Source organism: Alicyclobacillus fodiniaquatilis (assembly GCF_042678105.1).
Lineage (GTDB): Bacteria > Bacillota > Bacilli > Alicyclobacillales > Alicyclobacillaceae > Alicyclobacillus > Alicyclobacillus fodiniaquatilis.
Genome location: NZ_JBHUCX010000013.1, coordinates 41,084 through 62,436 on the forward strand (window position 1 = coordinate 41,084; position 21,353 = coordinate 62,436).

A 21,353-nucleotide genomic window follows, 5' to 3' on the forward strand; every position below is an offset into this window, starting at 1 on the left:
TGATCAAACACGGCCTTGTGCCCCGAAATCACTGGAACAGCCAGAGGTAGACGAGTGCAAAAATAGCCAGAACTGTAAGTCTTCAAAGGACAAATGTCCTTCGCCGACTCGCGGCTCTGGCTATGTTATTCAATACACGTTTGTTTAAGAAGCCCTGGATTTCTCTGCCGGGGTTGATCCATCAACATACGCGTTTCGTCCTGCCCCCAAGCCAGCGAGGATGGTGAGCACAACGCAAACGAGCAGAATGATTAAAGGAACGGTCCATGAATTGGTCGCATCAAACACAAAGCCAACCAGTACAGGTCCGACTGCAGCCAGCAGATAGCCGATGGATTGAGCCATGCCCGACAAATCCGCTGCTTGTTTTGCGCTGGTCGTCCGCAGGCCGAGCAGTGTGAGCGCCAGGCTGATGCTTGAGCCTTGACCAATGCCAATCAGGATGGTCCAGACCACAGCGAGCGCGATGCTCCCGCTGACGAGCAGGCCAGTGATACCTATGAGATAAAGGATGCCTAGGCCCAGCACAATGCTTTTTTGGTTCGGCAGACGTCCCGCGAGCAGCGGTGTGATAAACGTTGCAGGCAGACTGACGACTTGCATCAGGCAGAGCATCCAGCCTGCCGCGGAAGCGCTCATGCCATCATGTGTCAGGATATCCGGCAGCCAGGCGATGGTCGAATAAAACAAGAATGATTGCAGCCCCATGAAAAAAGTGACTTTCCAGGCCAATGGTGAACGAAGGATCGACTTTTGCCCATGATTGACGTGTGTGATGAGATTGGCTTTGTCGTGAAAACGCAATTGCGGCAACCAGACGATGGCGGCAATGATGGCAATGGCGGCCCAAACCACAAGCGACTTTTGCCAGCCGAGGTGCAATCCCGAGGCCAACGGAACACTGACGCCAGAAGCAAGCGCAGCAAAGATGCCCATGGAGGTTGAATAAATGCCGGTCATCAGTCCCACCTTGGTCGGAAACTTATGCTTGACCAGGCTGGGGAGAAGGACGTTGCAAATCGCCACACCAAGACCAATCAAAGCGGTGCCGATAAACAAGGTGGCGGCGTCGCCGATGGATCGAACAAAAACGCCGATCATCAGCACGATGATGCCCAGGAGAATGGTGCATTCGTTCCCCAGGCGATGGCCAATGCGGGGGGCGAGTGGTGACAGTACGGCGAATGCAATCAACGGCAGGGTGGTCACCAGGCCTGCGATGCCGTTGGAGATGTCGAGATGAATGCGGATGGAATTGATCAATGGGCCAACAGAAGTAATGGCTGGCCGCAGATTGAATGCGACAAAAATGATACCGAGTAACAGCAGCCAGCCGACATTCGGCCTGTTGGTATCAGAAATGGTTGTTTGTTTTTTCACTTTGTGCAGATCCCTTCTCTTGATGTGCAAGTGCGTTCTGTGTTGTCTGAATCAGATTGTTGACTGCATCCTCTGCAGCTTTGGCATCTTGTGCGGCTATGGCTTCGACGAGCGCGCGATGGTTGCATGTGTGCTGTTCGACAAACTCTATCACGTCAATGGCCGGACGGATGGTCAGGTAGATGTGTTCAGACAAATGTTTGTACAGGTCGATCAAGATGCTGTTGTGCGCTGCTTGTGCGATGGCGAGGTGAAAATCGATGTCTGCCTGCACCCACAACTCGGTGTTGTCGTACCGCTGATTTCGCGCTTCGAAGCGTTTTTGTATGATGGCAAGATCTGCGTCTGTCCGCCGCTGGGCAGCTAGACTGGCAATTTCCCGCTCAAGGCAACTGCGCACTTCCATGATTTCCGCCGTGCTCGAAGCGCCGAGGCGCCGCAGCATGGCTGCCTCAAACGGACTGGATGACCGCACATAGGTTCCGTCTCCTTGTTTGGCTTCCAGTATTCCTGCATGAATGAGTGCTTGCACTGCTTCACGGATGGTATTGCGACTGACACCGAGTTGCTCGACCAACTCCGGCTCTGGCGGAATGCGCTCCCCAACACGCCATTCTCCGGATACAATCAACAACTCCAACTGTTCAATAATCTGCTTGGCCAACGAGGATCGCGTCGTCTTTTGTAGTTTCATATGAACCTCCAAACATCGGATGATTGGACTTGTGCATTGTAGCATGTTATCTCCGGGGTGTCATTCTATCTTGCGTTGGACAAAACGTTTCATCCGTGTTGGCCAGCATACCGATGGTCTCGCATACATCCAAAGTCGTAGAGGATATACGACACTTGGCAGGCGCTGTGGATCTGTTCAATCAGTTAGCCTGAAAACAGAGCAAGCAGCGAATTCAGAGGAGGTTGCTCATAGATGGCCAACAAGCGTGATCGGATGGAAAATGCGCCTGTCATTTTGCTTACGGGTGGGAGTCAGGGACTCGGTTTTGCCTTAACGGCTGAATTGTTGCAGCAGGGAGGAGCAGTCGGCTTTTGTGCGCGTACGGCCACTGCTGTCGAGGCGGCAGAACAAATGCTAAAACCGTTTGGTCCGGTGACTGGGCTAGTCGGGGATATTGCTGATTCAGCTTTCCGACAAGTGTTCGTGGCAGAGACATTGGCCCAATACGGTCGTATTGATGCCATAGTGAATAACGCGTCTACACTTGGTCAAGTGCCTATGCCGCACGTGCTGGAGAGCACTGTGGAAAATGATCGCGATGTATTTGAGGTCAATGTCTTTGCACCGCTCGCTTTGCTCCGCCTGGCGGCGCCGTTGATGCAACGGCAAACGCGAAGTCTGGCGCTCACCATTTCCAGCGATGCGGCCATTGGCGGATATCCTGGCTGGGGAATATACGGTGCTTCCAAAGCAGCTATGGACTTACTCCATCGGACGATGGCAGCAGAGATGCCTGATTTTCAAGTTTACAGTGTCGATCCCGGTGATATGGCTACGGCAATGCACCAAGCGGCTGATCCGGACGCGACTGGACTGAGCGCACCATCGATGGTAGCCAAACAATTGATGCCGTTGTTCGCGCCACTGTTTGGCGAGCAGGTTTGGCCGTTTCCTTCTGGGGCGCGGCTGCAAGTGCAAGATGGCAATCTCGTGGAGGTGAGTCGCTGATGACGATGCATGTGAAATCCGGGGGAACAACAGCTTGGAATTTGTCGCTCGATTTGCCACAGCCGCCCAATGTGGCGACACATACGCCTGAAACACGTGGGTTGTCGCGAGATGAAGTGAAATTGATGGTGCTGGACAAAGTGTCTGGCGAGCGACAACATGCCACTTTTTATCAATTGCCGCAGTGGCTTGATGCAGATGATGTGGTCGTAGTCAATCATTCACGCACCTTGCCAGCCAGTTTGCCGGTCAGACTGGCCACAGACGGACAGGGCATTCGCATTCATCTGGCTGGTCGTATCACGAAAAACCTGTACATTGTGGAGCGGCGAACTGTCGCGGGCGCACCAGATGACACACGATTTGCAACGGGGGAGCAGTTGGTGATTGATGATGAAGCGTTACAGATGCTCCATCATCAATCACTTGAGCAGTCTACAAAGCCACAGGGCAGCGTTGTCTGCACCGTAATCGGCCATTTTCATCCACATAGCCGCTTGTGGTATGTCGAATGTGCATTCGATTTATGGCGCGTGGCGGAAATCATCGGGCAGCCTATCCGCTATGGATATTTGCGAGAAGCACCTGACATTGAGGCGTTTCAAACGATTTTTGCCCGTGAGTTGGGTTCAGCTGAGATGCCCTCTGCAGCCCGACCTTTCAGTGAGCGGGTGGTCGCGTCATTGCAGGCGCGCGGCGTCAAACTGGCTGGGATCACGCTGCATACGGGAACATCGAGTCACGAGGTGACGGGTAGGCTCACAGATCATCCGTTTTTGCCGGAATGGTATCATGTCAGTGCAGAAACGGCAGCGCTTATCAATGAGGCAAACGCCAACCATCGGCGGGTTATCGCCGTTGGGACGACGGTCGTGCGCGCGGTGGAAAGCGCGACATTGGCCAATGGCGAGGTTGTGCCAAAAGCGGGCTGGACATCGCTTATCATCACGCCGGAATCACCGCCACGGGCTGTGACGGGGTTAATGACAGGTTTGCACGACAGTGATACAAGTCACTTAGCGATGTTATATGCTTTTACGACGCAGGAAAATTTGCGCAGCGCCTATGCAGAGGCAGTTGCAAAGGGGTATCTTTGGCACGAATTTGGCGACGCGAATTTAATTTTGTAATGATATGCTGGTGAGACAATGGGATGAAGGGAGTGGCATGGCGTCATGGAAGAACGCGGCTTGTCCAATGAGGCAAATCGGCTGATGGTGTTCAAGGAAATTGCCGAGGCGCTCAATGAGGCGAACGATGTGTCTGCCGCAATGGAGGCGATATTGCCGAAACTTGGGGAAGCGTTGGGGTTGAAGACCGCTTGGGCGTTTCGCTATGACGCCTGCCGCAAATCATTTGTCGAGGTGGGCGCAAGCAAATTGCCGCCTGCGCTTGCCTGCTGCAACGAGCAGCCTTTGCGCACAGGTTGGTGTGAGTGTCAGGAGCGGTTTGTCCATGGGAACCTCAATGAGGCTGTGAATATCGTGCGCTGCAGTCGTCTGCGCGATGCGCAGGGAGACACATTCGATTTGCGGTTTCACGCCAGCATTCCACTCTGCAGCAAAGATGAGCCGTTGGGGATTCTGAACGTAGCTGCGCCGGGAAGAACGGTATTCACCGCCGAGGCGCTTTCCTTTTTGGAAACCGTGGGACAACAAGTCGCTGTGGCGGTCGATCGCGCCCGCATTCTACAAAGTGAGCGCGCCAGGGCTTCAAGTTTGCACAAACTGGCTTCCGTCGCCTCAGCCTGGACACTTCATGCCGCGCCGAAGAAATTGTTGCAGCAAGCCGTTGAAGCGTTTGTGGAAGCGTTCCATTATCCTGCTTGCGGCATCGTCACGATGCTGGGGACGGAAGGGGACAATCAGGACATAGAGGTCATCTCAGTAGCTGAATGTTCAGACTCAGCGCAGGCGCACGCCTATGTCTACGAAACGGCCGAGATCGATAAGGCGCTTTCTTCCGTGTTGCTGGCAGAGGCGAAAAGCGTGGTGTCCATGCCGTTGCCCCTGACCCACTTTCACGTTCGTATGGAAAGTCCGCTAGCGCATGCGTTTGATTGGGTGGATGAAGAAGTTCTGCAGACATTTGCCTGGCACTTGGCTGCTGCCTATGTGAATGCCCAATTGTATGCGCAGGGAATGCATGACGCCCATTGGCGTGAACGGCGCAGAATCGCGGCAGATTTGCATGATGCGGTCAGTCAACGGCTTTTTTCCGCGCAACTTCTGCTGAGAACGGCTACAACGCAAATGCCTGGCATCGAGCAATCAGAGGCAGTGACGCACACGCTTGCGCGAGTGACGACGCTCTTGGCAGAAAGCCAGGCCGAAATGCGCGATTTGATTCGTACGTTGCGCCCATTGGCAGAAGGCGCAACGTTGCTTCAAGCCTTGCGCAAACGGGTGAGGACGCTGGAAATGCAAACCGATGTGCGCATTTTGCTTGATGCACCGGATGAATTGGCGCATGAGCCCAACGCCAAATTGCGCGCTGCCTTGCTTGCCATCGCGGATGAGGCATTGCATAATGCATTCAAGCACGCTGCTGCCACGACGATTGTGGTGGCGGTAAGGCTAGACGGGTTGCGGCTTTCCTTACAGATACAGGACGACGGGATAGGTTTTGTGCAAGTGCGCGCGCAGCGCGGATTGGGTCTGCGGACCATGGCCGAACGGGCGGAAAGTGTCGGCGCGCGTATGAATCTCTCATGCACACCAGGTGTCGGGACAAGTGTGTGTGTGGACGCCTTATTGATGGACGGCGATACGTGATGGGCGTCTCGCGTCCATAAGATATGCCAGTCGAAGCATCATCACAGTGCACCGAGGGACTGCTATTTAGGCTAAATTCGAGTAAACAAGTGGGTGAATTGGATGCCGGAAACCACGATTCGCGTTGCGATTGTTGACGATCACCCTGTCGTCCGCGAAGGGCTGCGCGCTTTTCTGCAATTGGCGGAGGACATCGAAATTGTCTGGGAAGCAGAGAATGGTGACCATGCCGTGGCGATGGCTGAGCGGGCGCAGACAGATATCGTCATCATGGATTTGGTCATGCCTGGCGCCTGTGACGGCGTTGAGGCCATCCGCAGGATTCATGGGCAAAGACCGGATGTGCGCATTTTGGCGTTGACCTCGTTTCAGCAGGAACAAGCGGCTTTGGATGCGTTGTCTGCGGGGGCGATTGGCTATTTGCACAAAGATGTCTCGCCAGATTTGTTGCTAGGCGGCATTCGTCAAGCTGCAGCTGGACATATGGTGATAGAGGAGAACATTTGGGCTGCGGCGCAAAAAGCGGAATATGCCCGTGGTGAAGCAACATTGCCGATGGATGTCGCCAGTGAGCAGAGCAAACAAACCCATGTCGAATCGCTGACGCAGCGCGAGCGTCAGGTGCTTGCCGCGATGGCGGAGGGGCATTCGAACAAAGAAATTGGCGCGAAGCTCGGCATCAGCGAAAAAACCGTCAAGGTGCACGTCAGTCATATTATCGCGAAATTAAACGTGTTTGACCGGACCCAAGCCGTGCTGGTCGCCGTCAAGCTGGGCCTGGTCGATTTGTAATCTCTGGTCTCGCCATGCTGACATACCTTGGGGCGTAGATTAAAGAATCGAAAGTGCGGTTTACTTCATGCTAGCCCGTGCTGTAACAAAAGCTTGAATTCGATTACCTGAATTTGTCGCAACGCTTCGCCAAATGGATGATTTTCCTCTCCGAATGTGACGGCTTCGGTGACCGCATCGACAAAGGCGTTGGGCGACCATTTTGCCCATGACTTGCACGCTGGCCACAGTTGCGCTGCTTGTTGGTGCAGCGATGGGAAAATGGGGTGTTGGCCAACGCGGGCAAACCAATACTTGGCGTTGTCGCCATCCCCCTCGCGGCGATGCAGAATGGCGTGCCAGTAACTGCCGATGACCTGATGCATGTCTTGGACAATTTCGTGTGCTGCATCGAGATCGTCGTTCCAGAGTAACAGACCGGCGCGGGTCGCTTGGGCAACTTGTTCAGACGGGTTGCCTTCACCGATGAGTTCTTTTGACGAGATGTTGCAGAGCTTCTCGCTCAACGTTTCGTTCCAAATGCTTTCAGGATGCAGAGGAGGAGACGGGGTTCGCTGATTTAGCTCATCTGATATGTCTTGCCAAAGGCTCAACTTCGTTCACTCCATTCTTCAATATATAATACTAAAGGAAGCCAAAGAGGGAGCCAAGCCCATCCTCTGAATTTTCCGTGCGCAATCAAGTGTACATATGAAGGGAACTTGCCAAAGGGAGCTGGATGGAATGAGGTCAAGTTAAATGAAGAAAATGCGCAAACTGACCAAAACGCTCATGGTGATCGGCATCATCATCGGCATTTTTCTTGTCGTGAGCATCGTCACCATCATGGTTGTCGGGTTTATCCAGGGTTATCATCAGTCCAGTTGAACACATATGCTGAATCAGAATCACAGTGGGACTACCCAGCAGTGTACGGGCAGTCCCACTATCCGGGGGACATGTGAAAAATGCATCAGATTGAATGACGAATAGAAGATTTTTTCACAAGTCTCCTTAGGTCAAGCATCTTTACAGTCGAGTGTCGGCAGTTCAGCTTGTCCCCACTTTGCGCCCCAGCGCTTCATCTCTTTGAGCACACTGTGAAAGTCGACGCCTTTTTCGGTCAGTGAGTATTCAACGGTCACAGGCACCGTCGGATAAACCTGGCGCGCCAAAATACCGTTTGCCTCTAAGTGCCGCAGGGTGTCCGTGAGTGATTTGGGACTGATTCCGACGACGGATTTTTGCAGCGCGCTGAATCTTTTCGTGCCTGTATACAGCTCTTTCAGCACCAAAAAAGACCATTTGCCACCGATGATATTTAAAACGGTTTCGATTGAACAAGGGATGTATGCAGATTGAGTCTTCGAGTCCGTCACAGGTTCTTTCACCAGATCACCTCTCGAATTTTGTCCTTGCGCTGTGCTAGATACATAAGTGATGGGAATATAGTCAGTATACTACAAGAAACTATCTACAAACCAAGCGATTTCTTCACGTGCTAAATCAGCTTATATAGAATAACGATTGGCGTGATCAAGCGCCCTCGCCTTTTGCCGGTGAGGGCGACATTCTTGTGGAGGTGCATACGGTGGTACAGAGTATTCGTGAAACCACAACATTGAACAACGGCGTGGAAATGCCTTGGTTCGGTCTGGGTGTATTTCAGGCAAAACCGGAGGCGGTTGTGCAGGCCGTGCGTGACGATATTAATCCATGATTCCGAGGCTTCGTTTATACGCAAAGATCTCCTGGACAGCTTGCTGGTATCCACCCGCAGCGCGGAAGGAATCGCCAATCTCAACGCATGCCTGTCGCACGGACGCATCCTTGAGTACGCGCTCCACCGCCGCTCTGAGCTGATCCACGGTTAACCCTTCTTGGTTGAGGTGGATGCCTGCACCGATTTCAGCCACACGTCGCGCAATCAGCGGTTGATCGGCGTTTTGGGGAAGCACAATCAGTGGCACACCGTAGTAAAGGCCTTCACTCGTGCTGTTCATCCCACCATGTGTGATAAACAACTTGGCGTGTTGCAGCACTTCGAGTTGCGGAACGTAGTTGTGGACAGTGAAATTCGGAGGAATGTCGCCCAATTCTGCTATTTGGGTCTGTCTGCCAACGGATAGCATGACCGTGTACTTTGTGTTCGCAAATGCCGCAAAGCAGAGCTTGTAAAAATCCACTGCTTGATTGAACACTGTGCCGAGTGATATGTAAATCAGGTTGCCCGTGTCTATATGAGAGAAATCAAATTGACCATGTGCGCGTGGGGCGATGGATGGTCCAACAAACTTGTACGAGTCGTCGAAGTTTTCCCCACCGGGTTGGAACTGTTTCGATGTGTAGACGATGGTTAGGGGTGCGGGATTGCAGAAAACCTCGTAGGACGATCCGATTTGCACATTGTATTTCGCTTGTACGCTCATGACCAACTGCTGAAACTCCTGCTGCGCACGTTCATTCATGTCTGCGGGAATATGGCGCGAGAGATGATCTCTCAGACTGTCAAAGTTATCTTGTTGAAAGGCAAAGCTCGTACATGAATTGATGGCCGGCAAGCCGAGTATTTGGGCAAGCAAACGTCCACAGCCGAACATCGAGTCATGAATGATGTAATCAAAGTGCTTTCCTTTTGTCTGTTCCAGGACACTGGGAATGACGATGTCGGCAGTGCGCAAAAGTCCTCCCATTCGAGCCCAAAGCGTGCGACCTCCAGCAAGGAATGCCTGCAAAAATTTGTCCATATCATACGTGATCACTTCTGCCCCTGCCGCCTCGACGCGATCGCGAAATGCTTCTCCTGTAACGTAAACCACCTGTTCGCCACGACGGGTAAGCTCTTGCACCACGCCGAGCGTTGGATTGATATGTCCTTCGGAACCTGCGTTGATCAGCAAAACACGCGCCATCGCCATCACCTTTCATTTCTGTGATTTCATATTTGCAAAAATCGACCAACCTGCGGAAGCGCAAATCGATTTGTCTTCGTGTGTTTAGAATATCATATGGAATGAAACGAGTTGCGCAATGTACACGTCTAATAGATACGAGGGGGGAGTTCAATGAAGCGTCTTTTGCTTGGAATGAGTACGGCTTTGATTTTGTCGTTAGCAGGTTGTGAAACGAGTGGAACTGATGAATTCGATAAGGCCGTTACAAATAAAGGAGGTTCAAGTGATTTACCATCGTGGATGTTAATTTCGTCCAATGATGTATCTTCCATTGGCGTTCAAGGATGGGGACCGGGGGCAGATGGAAGTTTTGTAGTCAATCCATCTGCTGGACTATCAGCAACGCTTATCAATTCATTGGTCAATCAGCTTCCAAAAGATAAAGCTATCAAACCGCATGTGGTCGGGGAATCACAAGGTGGGGCTGACTGGTTACAAGTGAAATTGAACAATGGATCATCACTTACATTTGAAGGCGCTCCAAATGAGTCAAGACCGTTTCAGTACGGTATCACTTTCACGAACGCATCTGGTAAACAAGAAAAAAGTGCCATGATTAGTGACGTTACAGGTGTGGTTACATCGACAATTCAAAAGATTAGTAGCAAAGGTGTCATGGCGAGAGAGAAGAAACATTGAAAGACCTTGCGTGAGGAGTGTGGTCCTCCTTCAATTTCCTCATTGGCGTTCTCCTCGTATCGCAGACATGACATATTCGTATTCTACAAAAGTGCTGATTGGTGCCTTATAGACTCAAGAATGAGTAATAATTCACGTCAATATTGGGAAAATAACAATCAGCGGAGGTGAGGTCTATGAAAAAGCTGATAAAGCGGCTTAGAATCGCACATCACGATGTTGATGGTACAGATGCACAACAGTTGAGTGGTGTACAAAATGAGCCAATATACACGGACCTCACTGAAGTTGAGCGTTCCCTTCGGAAGCACTTTGACATGTGTTCAGACGTGTCTTTTCGCACGATTGAAACACCACAGAGAAATGCGAAATTTCTGCTCGTTTTTGTAAACGGCATGGTGGATACTAAAACGCTTGACGACGAGTTATTAAAACCGCTGATTTTCTCTTATTCTCCCCATTCGAGAGATCGGATTTACAGCCTTAAAGAGATTGTCGAAAAGGAACTTGTTCCAGTTGCTCAAGTAAAAACTGTTCGAACCGTGGATGAAGCGATTGAGCACATCCTGAAATCAAGTGTAGCCGTTTTTCTAGATGGTGAAAGTGTTGCTTTAACAGTGGACATGAGCGCGGGGAAAGAACGCGCCATTGAAGAGCCAAAAACGGAAGGAAATATCCGTGGTCCAAGGGATGGGTTTAATGAAAACCTACAGACAAACACAGTTTTGATAAGGCAAAGGATCAGTAGCCCTAAGCTCAAAGTGGAGTCGAGGAAAGTTGGAGAAATCACGAATACCAACATCGTGATCGTTTATATCATGGGATTGGTAAACGAATCGATTCTCAAGGAAGTCCGCCGCCGCCTTGATGGCATTAAAATTGACGGAGTTCTTGAGTCTGGATATATTGAGGAATTCATTGAGGACACCTCTTTTTCCCCCTTCCCTCAAGTGCAGAATACAGAGAGACCTGACGTTGTTGCAGCTGCATTACTCGAGGGGAAAATTGCAATCGTGAGCGATGGGACCCCTTTTGTTCTGATTGTGCCAATGACTTTCTGGTCTGCATTACAGGCGGCGGATGACCATTATGAACGGTTCCTCTATACCACAGCAATTCGATGGATCCGGCTCGCTTTGCTGATCATTTCGCTGACATTTCCGTCTTTTTATGTTGCGGCCACGACGTTTCATCCCGAAATGGTTCCGTATCGCCTCATTCTGAGTATCGCAAAGGCTCGTGAAATCATTCCATTTCCAGTGGTCCTTGAGGTGTTTGTCATGGAATGTATGTTTGAAGGCCTTCGAGAGGCAGGTGTTCGACTGCCCAAAGAAATTGGTTCAGCCGTCAGTATTGTGGGCTCGTTAGTTATCGGACAAGCGGCTGTGGAGGCCAGTATTTTATCCGCACCCGTGGTGATTGTTGTGGCTTCTACTGGAATCGCTTCTTTTGCCATACCTAGATATAACTTCGGGACATCAATACGGTTGTTGCGTTTTGGGGTTCTATTCATGGCCGGATGGTTAGGGTTTTTTGGAATCGCTGTTGCACTCATTGCAATTCTATCCCATATGGTTACCTTGCGCTCATTTGGCATTCCATATATGAGTCCGACTGCTCCAATCAGTGTAAGTAATTTAAAGGACACCGTGATCCGAGCGCCATGGTGGAACATGAAGTTTCGCCCGGCTTTAATATCAAATAATCGTCAAAGAGCTTCCACAAAAGGACGAGGCAAAAATGAAATATAGCAAAAGGTCACTTGGTTGTATGTTACGATGAAAAATCGCAGACATATTTCCTTCAGCGTATTCATGATAATGACGTGTTTGCTCGGTACAACAGGGTGTTGGGATAGCAGGGAACTCAATGATGTCGTTTTCATCATTGGCACAGGACTGGACAAAGTAGGTAAGGGGGCGTTCTCCGCCAGTGTACAACTTGCTGACTCGACGGTGCAGGCAGGTGAGGCTGGAGGAGAAGCAAGCGGTTCAACAGGATACAAAGTTGAAATGGCGAGTGGAAAGGATTTATCAGATGCATTAACAAACTTACAGAGCAAATTACCTCGACATTTAATTACAGGTCACAGACAAGCAATTGTGATTGGTGAAGCACTTGCACGCGATGGGATTGGCTCCTATTTAGATGAGTTCATACGGAATCCAGACAATTCCTTGCGTACAGATCTGTTCATTATTAAGGGAGATACCGCACAGGATTTTTTGCAAAATAAATACGCATTTGAAACCTTTTCTGCGCTAGCGGCAGGGAAAGAGCAAAAATTGGTTAGTACTTACGAAACTTCATTGCGCAATTTGCTGTTCGACGCAATGAATAATGCGACAAGTGGCACCTTACCTGTGATTGATACGGGTTCAGATTTGAATTCGATGGCAAGTAACAGTCGGGATCAAAGTAAGCCATCACCTGCATTTGCAGTAAACGGTACGGCACTTTTTAATCGTAAGCTCCAATTAGTTGGATACCTTCAGCATGAACAATCACTTTTGTATTTATGGGGTGTCAATAGATTACAACACATCACTTTGTCCGAACCTGTGGACTCATCGGGAAACCTTATCAGTCTGCAAATGAGTCACCTACATTCAAAGATTCACATCATGCCACACAAAGGGCATATGGTTGCTCAAATGACTTTGAGTGGAATTGGTCGAATTGTCGAGAATCATACGAAATGGAGACCATCTGAATTAAGGGATATCGCAGTCGTACAACAAAGACTCGATAAAACCGTGTCGAACAAGATGCAACGTCTAATCATCAAAACACAGGAACAATACCAAGCAGATGTTTTTGGCTTTGGTGAAAAAATTCATCAAACGTATCCTTCAGAATGGAAGCATATAAAGATGAACTGGCAACAGGAGTTCCCCAAAATCGAAATTGAGGTAAAAACACAGCTTACGATTCTGCATGAAGGGGAATTAAAGACTGGGGATATTTTTGTTGGTTAAATGACTGAATCAAGTGATGAGGAGACACGCCGTGAAAATCTCTGCTCCCCAACTGTTCTGGCTCATGTTTATAGGACTGTCGTCATTGAGTATTTGGCTTGTTATCTCGCCGACGATAGAGATTGCAAAACAAGACGCGTGGGTATCCATCCTGATTGCCATCCTGGTTGGAATGTTCTGCAGTGTTGTGATGTTAACGCTAAGTCTGCTGTTTCCAAATCAGACGATGATTGAATACAGTCGTGACATTGTTGGCTCGACATTTGGCACAATCATTTCCATACTGTACCTGCTCTCTTGGTGTATCACTGACGCAATTACATTACGCGGGATTTTGGATTTAATCCATCGGATTCTTTTTAATAGAACGCCAGTGTTCATGCTCGTCATTTTAATTATGGTACTTGTAGCCTATCTGACCTTTAGAGGCGGTATCGAGGGAATTGCTCGATTTAGTGAAGTGGTTGGTCCAATTATTTTGTTCGCCTTTTTCATTACATTTGTATTAGATTTGCCCAGCACGAAATGGGGCGCTTTGCTGCCAGTGATGACTGATAATGGACTTCCTGCGATACTAAAAGGCGCGAGTTCTTTTACTTCTGCTTTCGGGGTATCATTTGGATTATTGGCCCTTGTTCCCTTTATGGGTGAACAGAAAAAGGTTGTTAAACCCGCAATATCCGGACTATCTCTTGCATCCGTTGTCATATTGCTATCCACGTTCATGGTCATCGCCACATTTGGTCCTCATCTCGCTGCCGTCTTACTGGATCCGTATTTTTCAATGGTCCGCTTTATATCCCTCTACACGTGTATCCGAAACATCGACTCGGTCATTGTGTTTATTGCGATATTCGGCGCGTTTATATTGGTATCGCTTTATTTTTTCTTAACGTGTTATGGCATAGGTCAATTGTTTCGGATTCAGTCATGGAGAAGGACAATATGGTTCCTTGGCCCCATTGAATGTATCATTGCAATTCTCCCATCCAGTGATACTTTTTCATGGTTTTGGTATCCACAACACGTATGGTTAAATTATATGTTTCCGGTCGACATACTCGTTCTTCCGCTGTTGTTGTTGCTCATTGCTAAAATAAAGCTTTGGCGAAAGGTTCGACCATCTTCGTAAGCCGCGGGTTTACTTACGCTCGGATCGTTGCAAGGCGTTTGAGGGGATTCATTCTACATGTTTTGACTGGACATTTCACATCTATATAATTAGAATTATGTCTAATTAGAATGTTGTTAAAGGAAGGTAAGCGTGCAACTCGATAAATTGGTGAATTACCATAAAGCATTGGCCGATCCGACGCGCATTCGAATTCTTTTTTTGCTCAAAAAGGGGCCGTTGCATGGTCAAGCGCTGGCAGGGAAACTGGGTGTCTCTGCGCCGACCATTACACATCACATTGCCAAATTGCGAGCGGCCGGCGTCATCGACGAAAGACGGGACAAAAACACAATTTTCTTCTCCTTAAATGAAACATTGTTTAAGCAAAACGCTTTGGCCGTTTATGAGCGCTTTTTTAAATCATCGCAAGAGGGAGAGACCAATATGGAGGAACAGGAAAAGTTGCGCCATGCAGTCATTCGAAATTTCTTTACTCTGGAGGGCAGGCTGGTTCAAATTCCTTCACAGCGCAAGAAAAAATTGATTGTGTTTGAACATTTGCTGCGCGAATTGCAAGTGGGAAAGAAATACCCGGAAGCGGAAATCAATCAGTACATCGAACGATTTCACAGTGATTATTGCACCATTCGCCGCGAGTTTATCATTAATCACTATATGTATAGGGAAAACGGGATCTATGAATTAAACCCACCGGAAATGTGGGTGGATTGGCGGAAACTCTAGCAAAGCCGTTTGTATTACCCACCTGACAGGCACTGCTGTATGGATAGAAAGATGTTATAATTCATGGCGAGCTTGACAATTCCATGTCAAGAAACGCCAAATGAACTACGAGGCGGATTATTTCAAGGTGGGGAGCTAACTACTATCGTGGCGATGGACAACAATGGCACGCATTTGAGTGACCGGAGTGTGATTGAACGTTGGATATCACAGTTGTACCAAGCGACACAAACCTTAACGCGCGCGGATTCTCTGGCGGAACTACAAGTTGCGTTCCTGCGCACGTTGCCTTTTGAGGCTTCAAGTTACTATCGGATGGAGGAAAGTTTAGGATTGGCATTCAGAGAGGCTGTTCATATCGCTTCTCTCAATTCGTTGGAAGATACATATGCGGTAAATCAATCGTCCTATGCTGAAATATTGCTAGAGCGCGTTGGGTTGGATGATGCATCGCACATCATCTCTCAGGGCTGGGCACAGGCAAAAGTCAATTTTGAAATTGCGATACAGACACAGGTATTCGCCTGTAGTGCAGACGGTTGGTATACCGTTCCCATCATTCATCAGCAAGCGGTTACAGGGATGGTTTGTGTCTACACAGCCCGTCACTTTTTTGATGATGCGCAGTTTATCGATGCCTTTGCGTCCTATATTTCGCTGTTTGTGCGATTGCTGATGAAACATCAGTTGATTCAAACGGTGGAACGGGAAAATCAAGTGCTGGTCTGGATGCATGATTTGTCCCAGTTTGTGTTGCATGTCGAAAATGAGCAGCAGCTTTGGCTCCATTTTCGGGATATGCTGGCCGACATTGGCCAGTCCGTCGGCGGCGTGTACGTGCTTCGCAGCGAAGATCATTGGACGGTGGCGGATGTCTTTGGTATTCTGGCGCCATACAAGGAACAAATTGCAGTGGATATGATCCCGTGGATTGAGCAGCGGATCGGTGATCATTGGCGATCCCGCCGTTTGATATGGACACCACCAAACAAACGAATTTTGCCGCCGTATGTTCGGGAAGAATCATCGGCAGGTGCTGGTTTGTGCTATTACGTCGGGGATGAAACCACACTGTTTGCTGTGCTGACGCTGTATTTCGAATCTTCCGATGTCGTGATTAAACGATTGATTCCCAATCTCTTGGAAACGCTTTCTATGGCCCATCAAGTGGTTGCTCAAAGGCGGCGTTTGAAATATTGGGTCAATCATGATCCGCTGACAGGTATTTGGAATCGTCGTGCGCTTCATCATTTCATGGAAGTGTATTTCAGTCAGCCTTCTCCGCAGAGGATGTTGTTCATGTTGTGTGATCTAGATGGCTTCAAGGCGCTCAATGATTCTGCGGGACATGAAGCTGGAGATCAACTGCTCTGTCAGTTTGCTCATCATCTGCAAAGCGCTTTGACGGCCAAGGAACATGCGACGCGTTTAGGCGGTGACGAATTTGTTCTGGTTTTAGAACATGACAGATGGGACGTTGCAGCGAACGCGCGCATAGACGCCATTCTGCAAGCGTCGCCCTTAGCGGCATCTGGTGTGTCCTCCTCCGTGGGCGTGATCCTCTTACCAGATGAGGCGCATGATTTTTTCGCTTGCTACAAATTGGCAGATGCACGTCAGTATATGAGCAAGCGCAGTGGAAAAAATAAAATCACAGGCCCAGAATAAAAACAGGACATGTGACAGTCTTTCCATCACATGTCCTGTGGATGCTGTATTCAGCTGTATGCACAATGGTGTTTGAGCTTTAGAACATTCGGCGTACGGCCGAGATGTGCTTGTACCAATAGGAGCCAGGCTTCAACGACAAGTAGCCGACTTTGCCCAAACCGCCGCCGCATTGGATCATTTCACCGTTGCCGATGTAAATTCCGACGTGCTTCCCTTTTTCAAATATGACCAAATCGCCTGGTTGCATGTTGGAGCGTGCGATTTTCCAACCGACGGAATGATATTGCACCTGTGATGCACCGCTCATCTTGTAACCGAGCGCGTGATTGTAGACGTAAGCTGTATAGTTGGAGCAATCAAAACCGTATTGACCGCGGTCTTCATTGTGGCCCCATTCATATCGTGTGCCCAATTTGCTTTGCGCGACACTCAGGACGGCACGGAATTTTTGCTTTGCTGTAGCTGTGCGCGCCGCTTTGGGTTTGATGTTTTTATTGTACGTTACACCAGGTGGCAACGCCGTGGACGTCGTATGAGTCACCTGGGCGACGTCTGACGCTGTAGTGGCAGGCGCAGCAAAGGCAATGGACATGCCAAATACGGCTGTGATCGAGAAAGAAATCACCGCTGAAGCTATATGTTTAATTTTCATTATATCCTCCTAAGTGCCTCCGAGGTTAGTTGACGGGTTCGGACTGGAGAGCGCCCGTGTGGAATCCACATTCACCCCAAAAAAATAAAATATCCCCCGTACCTGCCATGCAGGATTCGGCTGTTTTGTTGTTGTCTACATAGCGTAACATGTCTATGCAGATTTTCATTATGAGAATGGAGGGCGAGATTACATTTTGTGGATGTTGCGGTGGTGGAGTCTTTTGATTACGTCATCGTGGATCCGTGTCTTGATCCCGTGAGGCTCAATCATGATTTCAAGGCTTCCTCGTTGAAGCGTATTCGGTTTGTGAATTTACCAATATTGGGTGAGGTGAATAGTCCGACACCATAGCCGCACTGCGCAAGCACGTGGGCCAAATATGCGCAAGTGGACCCTTTGCCATTCGTGCCGGCGACGTGGATGAACTTTACTTCCGTTTCGGGGTTGCCTAGCTCTTTTAACAAAAAGCGAATTCTCTGTAATTCTGGCACGACGCCGAAACGCTCCAAATTAGAAATCCATTCTATGGCTTGCGTGTAGTTCGTCAAATGTTGGTTCAATTGTGTTTTCGTCATCGGTAAAACGCCTCCCGCCGTGGAGCAGTTGTGCCACTCAGCGGCACAGTATCTTTAACTTAGATTACCATGCATGAACTGCTTACCTTTAAAATTCAAAAGAGTCGAGTCGTTTATCACAAAAGGTTCGTCTATAATGGAAATAGTTTTGGGAAGCGAAATATTTTGAGCCTTCAACAAAGCAGGACGGAAAGGGCTTTGTACAAATTCTCCACAGGGCTGATGGTGATTTATGTTGAAAGGGGCATATTTTTGATGGGAACACGTTTCACGCGTTCGGAAGTGCCGGTTGAAATGACTTGGAATTTGGCGGATTTGTTTCCTTCGGTGGAAGCATGGGAAACGGCGCTTGCGGAGGTGGCCGAACAGGCCTCCACGGTGACCGCATACAAAGGACGGCTTGGCGAAGGCGCGTCAGCGCTTCTCGACTGCCTATCTGCTCATGAAGCTTTGCAGATGCGCATTGTGCGCGTTGCGACATACGCGTCGCTGCGTGCGAATGAAGATGGGACAAATCCGTTGAATCAGGCCAATTCTATGCGCCTGGGCGCGACCATTTCGCAGGTGCGCGAGGCATTGTCCTTTATGGACTCCGAAATTTTGGCGCTGCCCGATGGCACGGTGGAGCGGTACTTGGCAGAGGAACCGTCTCTTCAGGCATTCGGCCGCTTCTTGGACGATTTGCTGGCATACAAGCCGCACATGCTCTCCGAGGAGACAGAGCGCGCGCTTGCCGCGCTCGGTGAAGTATTCGGCGCGCCACACACCATTTATCAGCGGAGCAAGCTGTCGGACATGCAGTTTGCGCCGATTGAAGATCCCGAATCTGGCGATATGCTGCCAGTCTCCTTTGCGCTGTATGAAGATCAATATGAACTGACAGCCAATACGGAGATTCGCCATAAGGCGTACGATTCATTTGTCAATACGTTGCGTCAGTATCAGCATGGCATCGCTGCGACATATGCCACAGAGGTCAAAAAGCAAGTCGTGCAAGCGCGGCTGCGCAAGTATGAATCGGTCACGCATATGCTCCTGCAACCGCAACATGTGACTATTGAGATGTACAACAACCAGTTGGATATCATTCAGAATGAGTTGGCCGTTCACATGCGCAAATTCGCGCAGTTGAAACAACGTTTGCTGGGACTTCCACAAATGAGGCACTGTGATTTAAAGGTGCCCATCGACGGCGGCTTTAATCCGGCCACCACATTTGCCGAGGCGTCGAACGTCATTCTCGAAGCGTTGTCGATTTTGGGGCCTGAATACACGGCCATCATCGAAACGGCGCTTGCGGAGCGCTGGGTCGATCTCGCTGATAATGTTGGCAAGGCGACAGGCGCGTTTTGTTCCAGTCCGTATGGCGTTCATCCTTATATATTGATGACCTGGACCGATAACATGCGCGGCGCGTTCATTCTGGCGCACGAATTGGGCCACGCTGGCCATTTCGGTCTGGCAAATCGCTATCAGCGCATCATGAATACACGCCCGTCTACGTATTTCATTGAAGCGCCCTCCACCATGAACGAACTGATCCTCGGTCAGCACATTCTGGATAAATCGGAAGATCCACAGATGCGTCGCTGGGTGATAACTCAGTTCCTGAATACGTATTACCACAATTTTGTCACACATTTATTGGAAGGCGAACTGCAACGCCGCGTCTACAGCTTGGCAGAGGCTGGAAAGCCGATCACGGCGAATGTGCTCTGTGAACAAAAAGGTGAGCTATTGCGCAATTTCTGGGGAGATACGGTCGAGATCGACGAGGGTGCAACATTGACTTGGATGCGCCAACCGCATTATTACATGGGCTTGTACCCCTACACCTATTCAGCTGGCCTGACGGCGTCTACGGCGATTGCGCAGTTGATTCGGGAAGAGGGACAACCGGCTGTGGATCGGTGGCTTGATGTTTTGAAGGCGGGTGGCACGCTTGAACCGCTGGAATTGATGAAGATGGCGGGCGTGGATATGACGACGCCTGATCCGATTCGCAAAGCGGTCGCTTATGTCGGTTCATTGGTGGACGAGTTGGTGCAAAGTTTTGCCTGATAAGGTGACAGGGCGCGTGGGGAACGCGCCCTGTTTCCAAATGAGCAACCATGGCTGCGGCCTCCTTACTCATTTGGCTGTTGGCTTGTGAATCAATCCCATCGCGTCATAATCCTCCATGCTGACTTCACCGTCCATCGGCAATTGGTGCGTCAACTCGTAGAATATCAACGCAAACTCCGTACTTTGCTCAAACCGCCCATCACACGTATCGCGCAGGTAGCCAGCGCGCTGCAACTGTTTTTGCACGAGTTGAACGTCTGCGCCGATGTCGCCATACTCCAATTTGCGGATGTGGTTGAGCGGGTTGCCTGTGATGATGACGGGTGTGCCGATCGGAATCATTTTGTACAACTGTTCTACATCTCCATTGCGCATGCGCACGCAACCGTGGCTGCTGTAGTGGCCAATTGATGCGGGACGGTTGGTGCCATGGATGCCGTAGGTCCCCCATGAGACATCAAGACCGAGCCAACGTGTGCCAAACCCTTTGCCCCAATTTTCGGCTTTTTGCACGATATGCCATGTGCCAATTGGTGTTTGGGTTTCTGGTTTGCCGAGGGCCACGGCAAACGTGCGATACAGTTTGCCGTCTTGATAAACCTTTAACATAGGAGATGAGAGATCAATGCGAAGTTCGAATCGCGACGGCTGGGTTGTATGGAGAGTGGTTTGAGCCTGCACGGGCAGCGCCCATGAGATGAGCGCGATGAATGTAAAGATGCACCAAATAGCGCGTAGATGTTTCGGCAGCGACTGTATCATCAGTGCCATCCCCCCAGATACAAACTAGGGTGGACTGGAACTTGTTTTTACATGCGTAGGGCACTCATTGTCGCTGGTTCAATGTTTGATAAAACTGGGTTCTTTTGTCCTTCACGTCTTGGGCCAGCGCATCGCGCAGATGCTTGGCCAACGCTGGGGATTTTCCACCGGTGGAGACCGCCAATTGGATCCCTTCATGCTGATGGACCGCTGGCAGGATGAAATCACACTCGTCTGGCGCATCGGCGATGTTGGCGAGGATGCCAGCCGCCTTCGCCGCTTCGCTGACCGCTTGATTGACGGATCTGTCATTGGTGGCGGCAAAGACCAGTTTTGCCCCTGCCAAATCCCCAGCTTGATATGTGCGGGGAATGTGGCGTATGACACCTTCTTGAACCCATTTGGTCAAGGTCTCGGTCAGCGTTGGGCTAATGACAGTGACGATGGCGTCGGCCCGCAAGAGACCTTGTACTTTTCGGGTTGCCACTTTGCCGCCGCCAACGACGGTGCAGGTGCTATCGACCAGATTGAGGAATGCTGCATAGTACACAAAAATTCTCCTCACTTTTAGCTAAAACATTGACAACT

The 21,353-nt window shown here is 49.8% G+C and carries 22 protein-coding genes and 1 riboswitch; of the genes, 13 read left to right on the top strand and 9 right to left on the bottom strand.

Translation table 11 applies throughout. The features are described from left to right. Positions 1-144 precede the first annotated feature (144 nt). Positions 145-1,380, bottom strand: a complete 1,236-nt coding sequence (locus tag ACFSB2_RS03290) for a CynX/NimT family MFS transporter (RefSeq protein ID WP_377941228.1) — start codon at positions 1,378-1,380, stop codon at positions 145-147. Next, positions 1,355-2,074, bottom strand: coding sequence for a FadR/GntR family transcriptional regulator (locus ACFSB2_RS03295; RefSeq protein ID WP_377941230.1), 720 nt, complete (start codon positions 2,072-2,074; stop codon positions 1,355-1,357). Before ACFSB2_RS03295 ends, ACFSB2_RS03290 begins: the two co-directional genes overlap by 26 nt. A gap of 234 nt (positions 2,075-2,308) precedes the next feature. Here ACFSB2_RS03295 and ACFSB2_RS03300 point away from each other — a divergent pair, with 234 nt between their 5' ends. The 4 genes from ACFSB2_RS03300 to ACFSB2_RS03315 all read left to right on the top strand — a co-directional run bounded on the left by ACFSB2_RS03300 (position 2,309) and on the right by ACFSB2_RS03315 (position 6,630). Then, positions 2,309-3,064, top strand: a complete 756-nt coding sequence (locus ACFSB2_RS03300) for an SDR family NAD(P)-dependent oxidoreductase (RefSeq protein ID WP_377941233.1) — start codon at positions 2,309-2,311, stop codon at positions 3,062-3,064. Beyond that, positions 3,064-4,194 carry an S-adenosylmethionine:tRNA ribosyltransferase-isomerase gene (locus ACFSB2_RS03305; protein ID WP_377941234.1) on the top strand — a complete coding sequence of 377 codons (1,131 nt, stop codon included), beginning with the start codon at positions 3,064-3,066 and terminating at the stop codon, positions 4,192-4,194. The genes ACFSB2_RS03300 and ACFSB2_RS03305 overlap by 1 nt, the downstream gene beginning before the upstream one ends. Before the next feature lie 45 nt (positions 4,195-4,239). Next, on the top strand, positions 4,240-5,838 hold the full coding sequence (locus ACFSB2_RS03310) for a GAF domain-containing sensor histidine kinase (RefSeq protein WP_377941236.1): 1,599 nt from the start codon (positions 4,240-4,242) through the stop codon (positions 5,836-5,838). A gap of 102 nt (positions 5,839-5,940) precedes the next feature. Beyond that, positions 5,941-6,630, top strand: coding sequence for a response regulator (locus ACFSB2_RS03315; RefSeq protein WP_377941237.1), 690 nt, complete (start codon positions 5,941-5,943; stop codon positions 6,628-6,630). A 65-nt stretch (positions 6,631-6,695) separates the two neighbouring features. Here ACFSB2_RS03315 and ACFSB2_RS03320 read toward each other — a convergent pair whose 3' ends face one another. Next, on the bottom strand, positions 6,696-7,223 hold the full coding sequence (locus tag ACFSB2_RS03320) for a hypothetical protein (protein ID WP_377941238.1): 528 nt from the start codon (positions 7,221-7,223) through the stop codon (positions 6,696-6,698). A 145-nt stretch (positions 7,224-7,368) separates the two neighbouring features. On the opposite strand from ACFSB2_RS03320, the gene ACFSB2_RS03325 reads away from it, so the two are divergent. Then, on the top strand, positions 7,369-7,497 hold the full coding sequence (locus tag ACFSB2_RS03325) for a hypothetical protein (protein ID WP_377941240.1): 129 nt from the start codon (positions 7,369-7,371) through the stop codon (positions 7,495-7,497). 131 nt (positions 7,498-7,628) lie between these two features. Here the strand turns inward: ACFSB2_RS03325 and ACFSB2_RS03330 are convergent, their stop codons facing one another. Further along, entirely contained in the window at positions 7,629-8,000 is a 372-nt protein-coding gene (locus tag ACFSB2_RS03330) for a winged helix-turn-helix transcriptional regulator (protein ID WP_377941242.1), read from the bottom strand. Between the two features lie 200 nt (positions 8,001-8,200). Here ACFSB2_RS03330 and ACFSB2_RS03335 point away from each other — a divergent pair, with 200 nt between their 5' ends. Next, positions 8,201-8,329, top strand: a complete 129-nt coding sequence (locus ACFSB2_RS03335) for a hypothetical protein (RefSeq protein ID WP_377941244.1) — start codon at positions 8,201-8,203, stop codon at positions 8,327-8,329. Here ACFSB2_RS03335 and ACFSB2_RS03340 read toward each other — a convergent pair. Then, positions 8,319-9,521: a macrolide family glycosyltransferase gene (locus ACFSB2_RS03340; RefSeq protein WP_377941245.1), complete on the bottom strand. Its 1,203-nt coding sequence runs from the start codon at positions 9,519-9,521 to the stop codon at positions 8,319-8,321. The two genes, ACFSB2_RS03335 and ACFSB2_RS03340, sit on opposite strands and share 11 nt — an antisense overlap. A gap of 153 nt (positions 9,522-9,674) precedes the next feature. Between ACFSB2_RS03340 and ACFSB2_RS03345 the strand changes: the two genes are divergently transcribed. The 6 genes from ACFSB2_RS03345 to ACFSB2_RS03370 all read left to right on the top strand — a co-directional run bounded on the left by ACFSB2_RS03345 (position 9,675) and on the right by ACFSB2_RS03370 (position 16,706). Next, positions 9,675-10,202, top strand: coding sequence for a hypothetical protein (locus ACFSB2_RS03345; RefSeq protein ID WP_377941247.1), 528 nt, complete (start codon positions 9,675-9,677; stop codon positions 10,200-10,202). 176 nt (positions 10,203-10,378) lie between these two features. Next, on the top strand, positions 10,379-11,953 hold the full coding sequence (locus ACFSB2_RS03350; RefSeq protein WP_377941249.1) for a spore germination protein: 1,575 nt from the start codon (positions 10,379-10,381) through the stop codon (positions 11,951-11,953). A 27-nt stretch (positions 11,954-11,980) separates the two neighbouring features. Beyond that, positions 11,981-13,180 (top strand): Ger(x)C family spore germination protein, encoded by a 1,200-nt coding sequence (locus ACFSB2_RS03355; RefSeq protein WP_377941250.1) that lies wholly within the window; start codon positions 11,981-11,983, stop codon positions 13,178-13,180. 31 nt (positions 13,181-13,211) lie between these two features. Beyond that, entirely contained in the window at positions 13,212-14,312 is a 1,101-nt protein-coding gene (locus ACFSB2_RS03360) for a GerAB/ArcD/ProY family transporter (RefSeq protein ID WP_377941252.1), read from the top strand. Positions 14,313-14,444: 132 nt separating this feature from the next. Further along, positions 14,445-15,038: a DUF2087 domain-containing protein gene (locus ACFSB2_RS03365; RefSeq protein ID WP_377941253.1), complete on the top strand. Its 594-nt coding sequence runs from the start codon at positions 14,445-14,447 to the stop codon at positions 15,036-15,038. Positions 15,039-15,101: 63 nt separating this feature from the next. Then, positions 15,102-16,706 (top strand): GGDEF domain-containing protein, encoded by a 1,605-nt coding sequence (locus ACFSB2_RS03370; RefSeq protein WP_377941256.1) that lies wholly within the window; start codon positions 15,102-15,104, stop codon positions 16,704-16,706. A 79-nt stretch (positions 16,707-16,785) separates the two neighbouring features. Here the strand turns inward: ACFSB2_RS03370 and ACFSB2_RS03375 are convergent, their stop codons facing one another. Continuing rightward, the gene (locus ACFSB2_RS03375) at positions 16,786-17,361 is read right to left on the bottom strand and encodes a C40 family peptidase (RefSeq protein ID WP_377941259.1); all 576 of its coding nucleotides are present in this window, start codon (positions 17,359-17,361) and stop codon (positions 16,786-16,788) included. Continuing rightward, positions 17,361-17,493, bottom strand: a riboswitch (cyclic di-AMP (ydaO/yuaA leader). (Overlaps the previous gene by 1 nt.) A 137-nt stretch (positions 17,494-17,630) precedes the next feature. Then, complete coding sequence (locus ACFSB2_RS03380; RefSeq protein ID WP_377941261.1) at positions 17,631-17,939, bottom strand: folylpolyglutamate synthase/dihydrofolate synthase family protein; 309 nt, start codon at positions 17,937-17,939, stop codon at positions 17,631-17,633. A gap of 255 nt (positions 17,940-18,194) precedes the next feature. Between ACFSB2_RS03380 and pepF the strand changes: the two genes are divergently transcribed. Next, a complete protein-coding gene (gene pepF, locus ACFSB2_RS03385) occupies positions 18,195-20,000 on the top strand; it encodes an oligoendopeptidase F (RefSeq protein WP_377941265.1) in 1,806 nt (601 codons plus the stop codon). A 69-nt stretch (positions 20,001-20,069) separates the two neighbouring features. Here the strand turns inward: pepF and ACFSB2_RS03390 are convergent, their stop codons facing one another. Beyond that, on the bottom strand, positions 20,070-20,765 hold the full coding sequence (locus ACFSB2_RS03390) for a L,D-transpeptidase family protein (RefSeq protein ID WP_377941267.1): 696 nt from the start codon (positions 20,763-20,765) through the stop codon (positions 20,070-20,072). Between the two features lie 64 nt (positions 20,766-20,829). Further along, positions 20,830-21,315: a precorrin-2 dehydrogenase/sirohydrochlorin ferrochelatase family protein gene (locus ACFSB2_RS03395; protein ID WP_377941269.1), complete on the bottom strand. Its 486-nt coding sequence runs from the start codon at positions 21,313-21,315 to the stop codon at positions 20,830-20,832. Between the last annotated feature and the right edge of the window lie 38 nt (positions 21,316-21,353).

What these genes read in the sequence shown, in the direction of transcription:
- ACFSB2_RS03295 (WP_377941230.1), bottom strand. Translation starts at nt 2,074, where the DNA reads ATGAAACTACAAAAGACGACGCGATCCTCGTTGGCCAAGCAGATTATT.
- ACFSB2_RS03300 (WP_377941233.1), top strand. Translation starts at nt 2,309, where the DNA reads ATGGCCAACAAGCGTGATCGGATGGAAAATGCGCCTGTCATTTTGCTT.
- ACFSB2_RS03305 (WP_377941234.1), top strand. Translation starts at nt 3,064, where the DNA reads ATGACGATGCATGTGAAATCCGGGGGAACAACAGCTTGGAATTTGTCG.
- ACFSB2_RS03310 (WP_377941236.1), top strand. Translation starts at nt 4,240, where the DNA reads ATGGAAGAACGCGGCTTGTCCAATGAGGCAAATCGGCTGATGGTGTTC.
- ACFSB2_RS03315 (WP_377941237.1), top strand. Translation starts at nt 5,941, where the DNA reads ATGCCGGAAACCACGATTCGCGTTGCGATTGTTGACGATCACCCTGTC.
- ACFSB2_RS03325 (WP_377941240.1), top strand. Translation starts at nt 7,369, where the DNA reads ATGAAGAAAATGCGCAAACTGACCAAAACGCTCATGGTGATCGGCATC.
- ACFSB2_RS03340 (WP_377941245.1), bottom strand. Translation starts at nt 9,521, where the DNA reads ATGGCGCGTGTTTTGCTGATCAACGCAGGTTCCGAAGGACATATCAAT.
- ACFSB2_RS03345 (WP_377941247.1), top strand. Translation starts at nt 9,675, where the DNA reads ATGAAGCGTCTTTTGCTTGGAATGAGTACGGCTTTGATTTTGTCGTTA.
- ACFSB2_RS03350 (WP_377941249.1), top strand. Translation starts at nt 10,379, where the DNA reads ATGAAAAAGCTGATAAAGCGGCTTAGAATCGCACATCACGATGTTGAT.
- ACFSB2_RS03355 (WP_377941250.1), top strand. Translation starts at nt 11,981, where the DNA reads ATGAAAAATCGCAGACATATTTCCTTCAGCGTATTCATGATAATGACG.
- ACFSB2_RS03370 (WP_377941256.1), top strand. Translation starts at nt 15,102, where the DNA reads ATGGCGAGCTTGACAATTCCATGTCAAGAAACGCCAAATGAACTACGA.
- ACFSB2_RS03375 (WP_377941259.1), bottom strand. Translation starts at nt 17,361, where the DNA reads ATGAAAATTAAACATATAGCTTCAGCGGTGATTTCTTTCTCGATCACA.
- ACFSB2_RS03380 (WP_377941261.1), bottom strand. Translation starts at nt 17,939, where the DNA reads ATGACGAAAACACAATTGAACCAACATTTGACGAACTACACGCAAGCC.
- pepF (WP_377941265.1), top strand. Translation starts at nt 18,195, where the DNA reads ATGGGAACACGTTTCACGCGTTCGGAAGTGCCGGTTGAAATGACTTGG.
- ACFSB2_RS03390 (WP_377941267.1), bottom strand. Translation starts at nt 20,765, where the DNA reads ATGATACAGTCGCTGCCGAAACATCTACGCGCTATTTGGTGCATCTTT.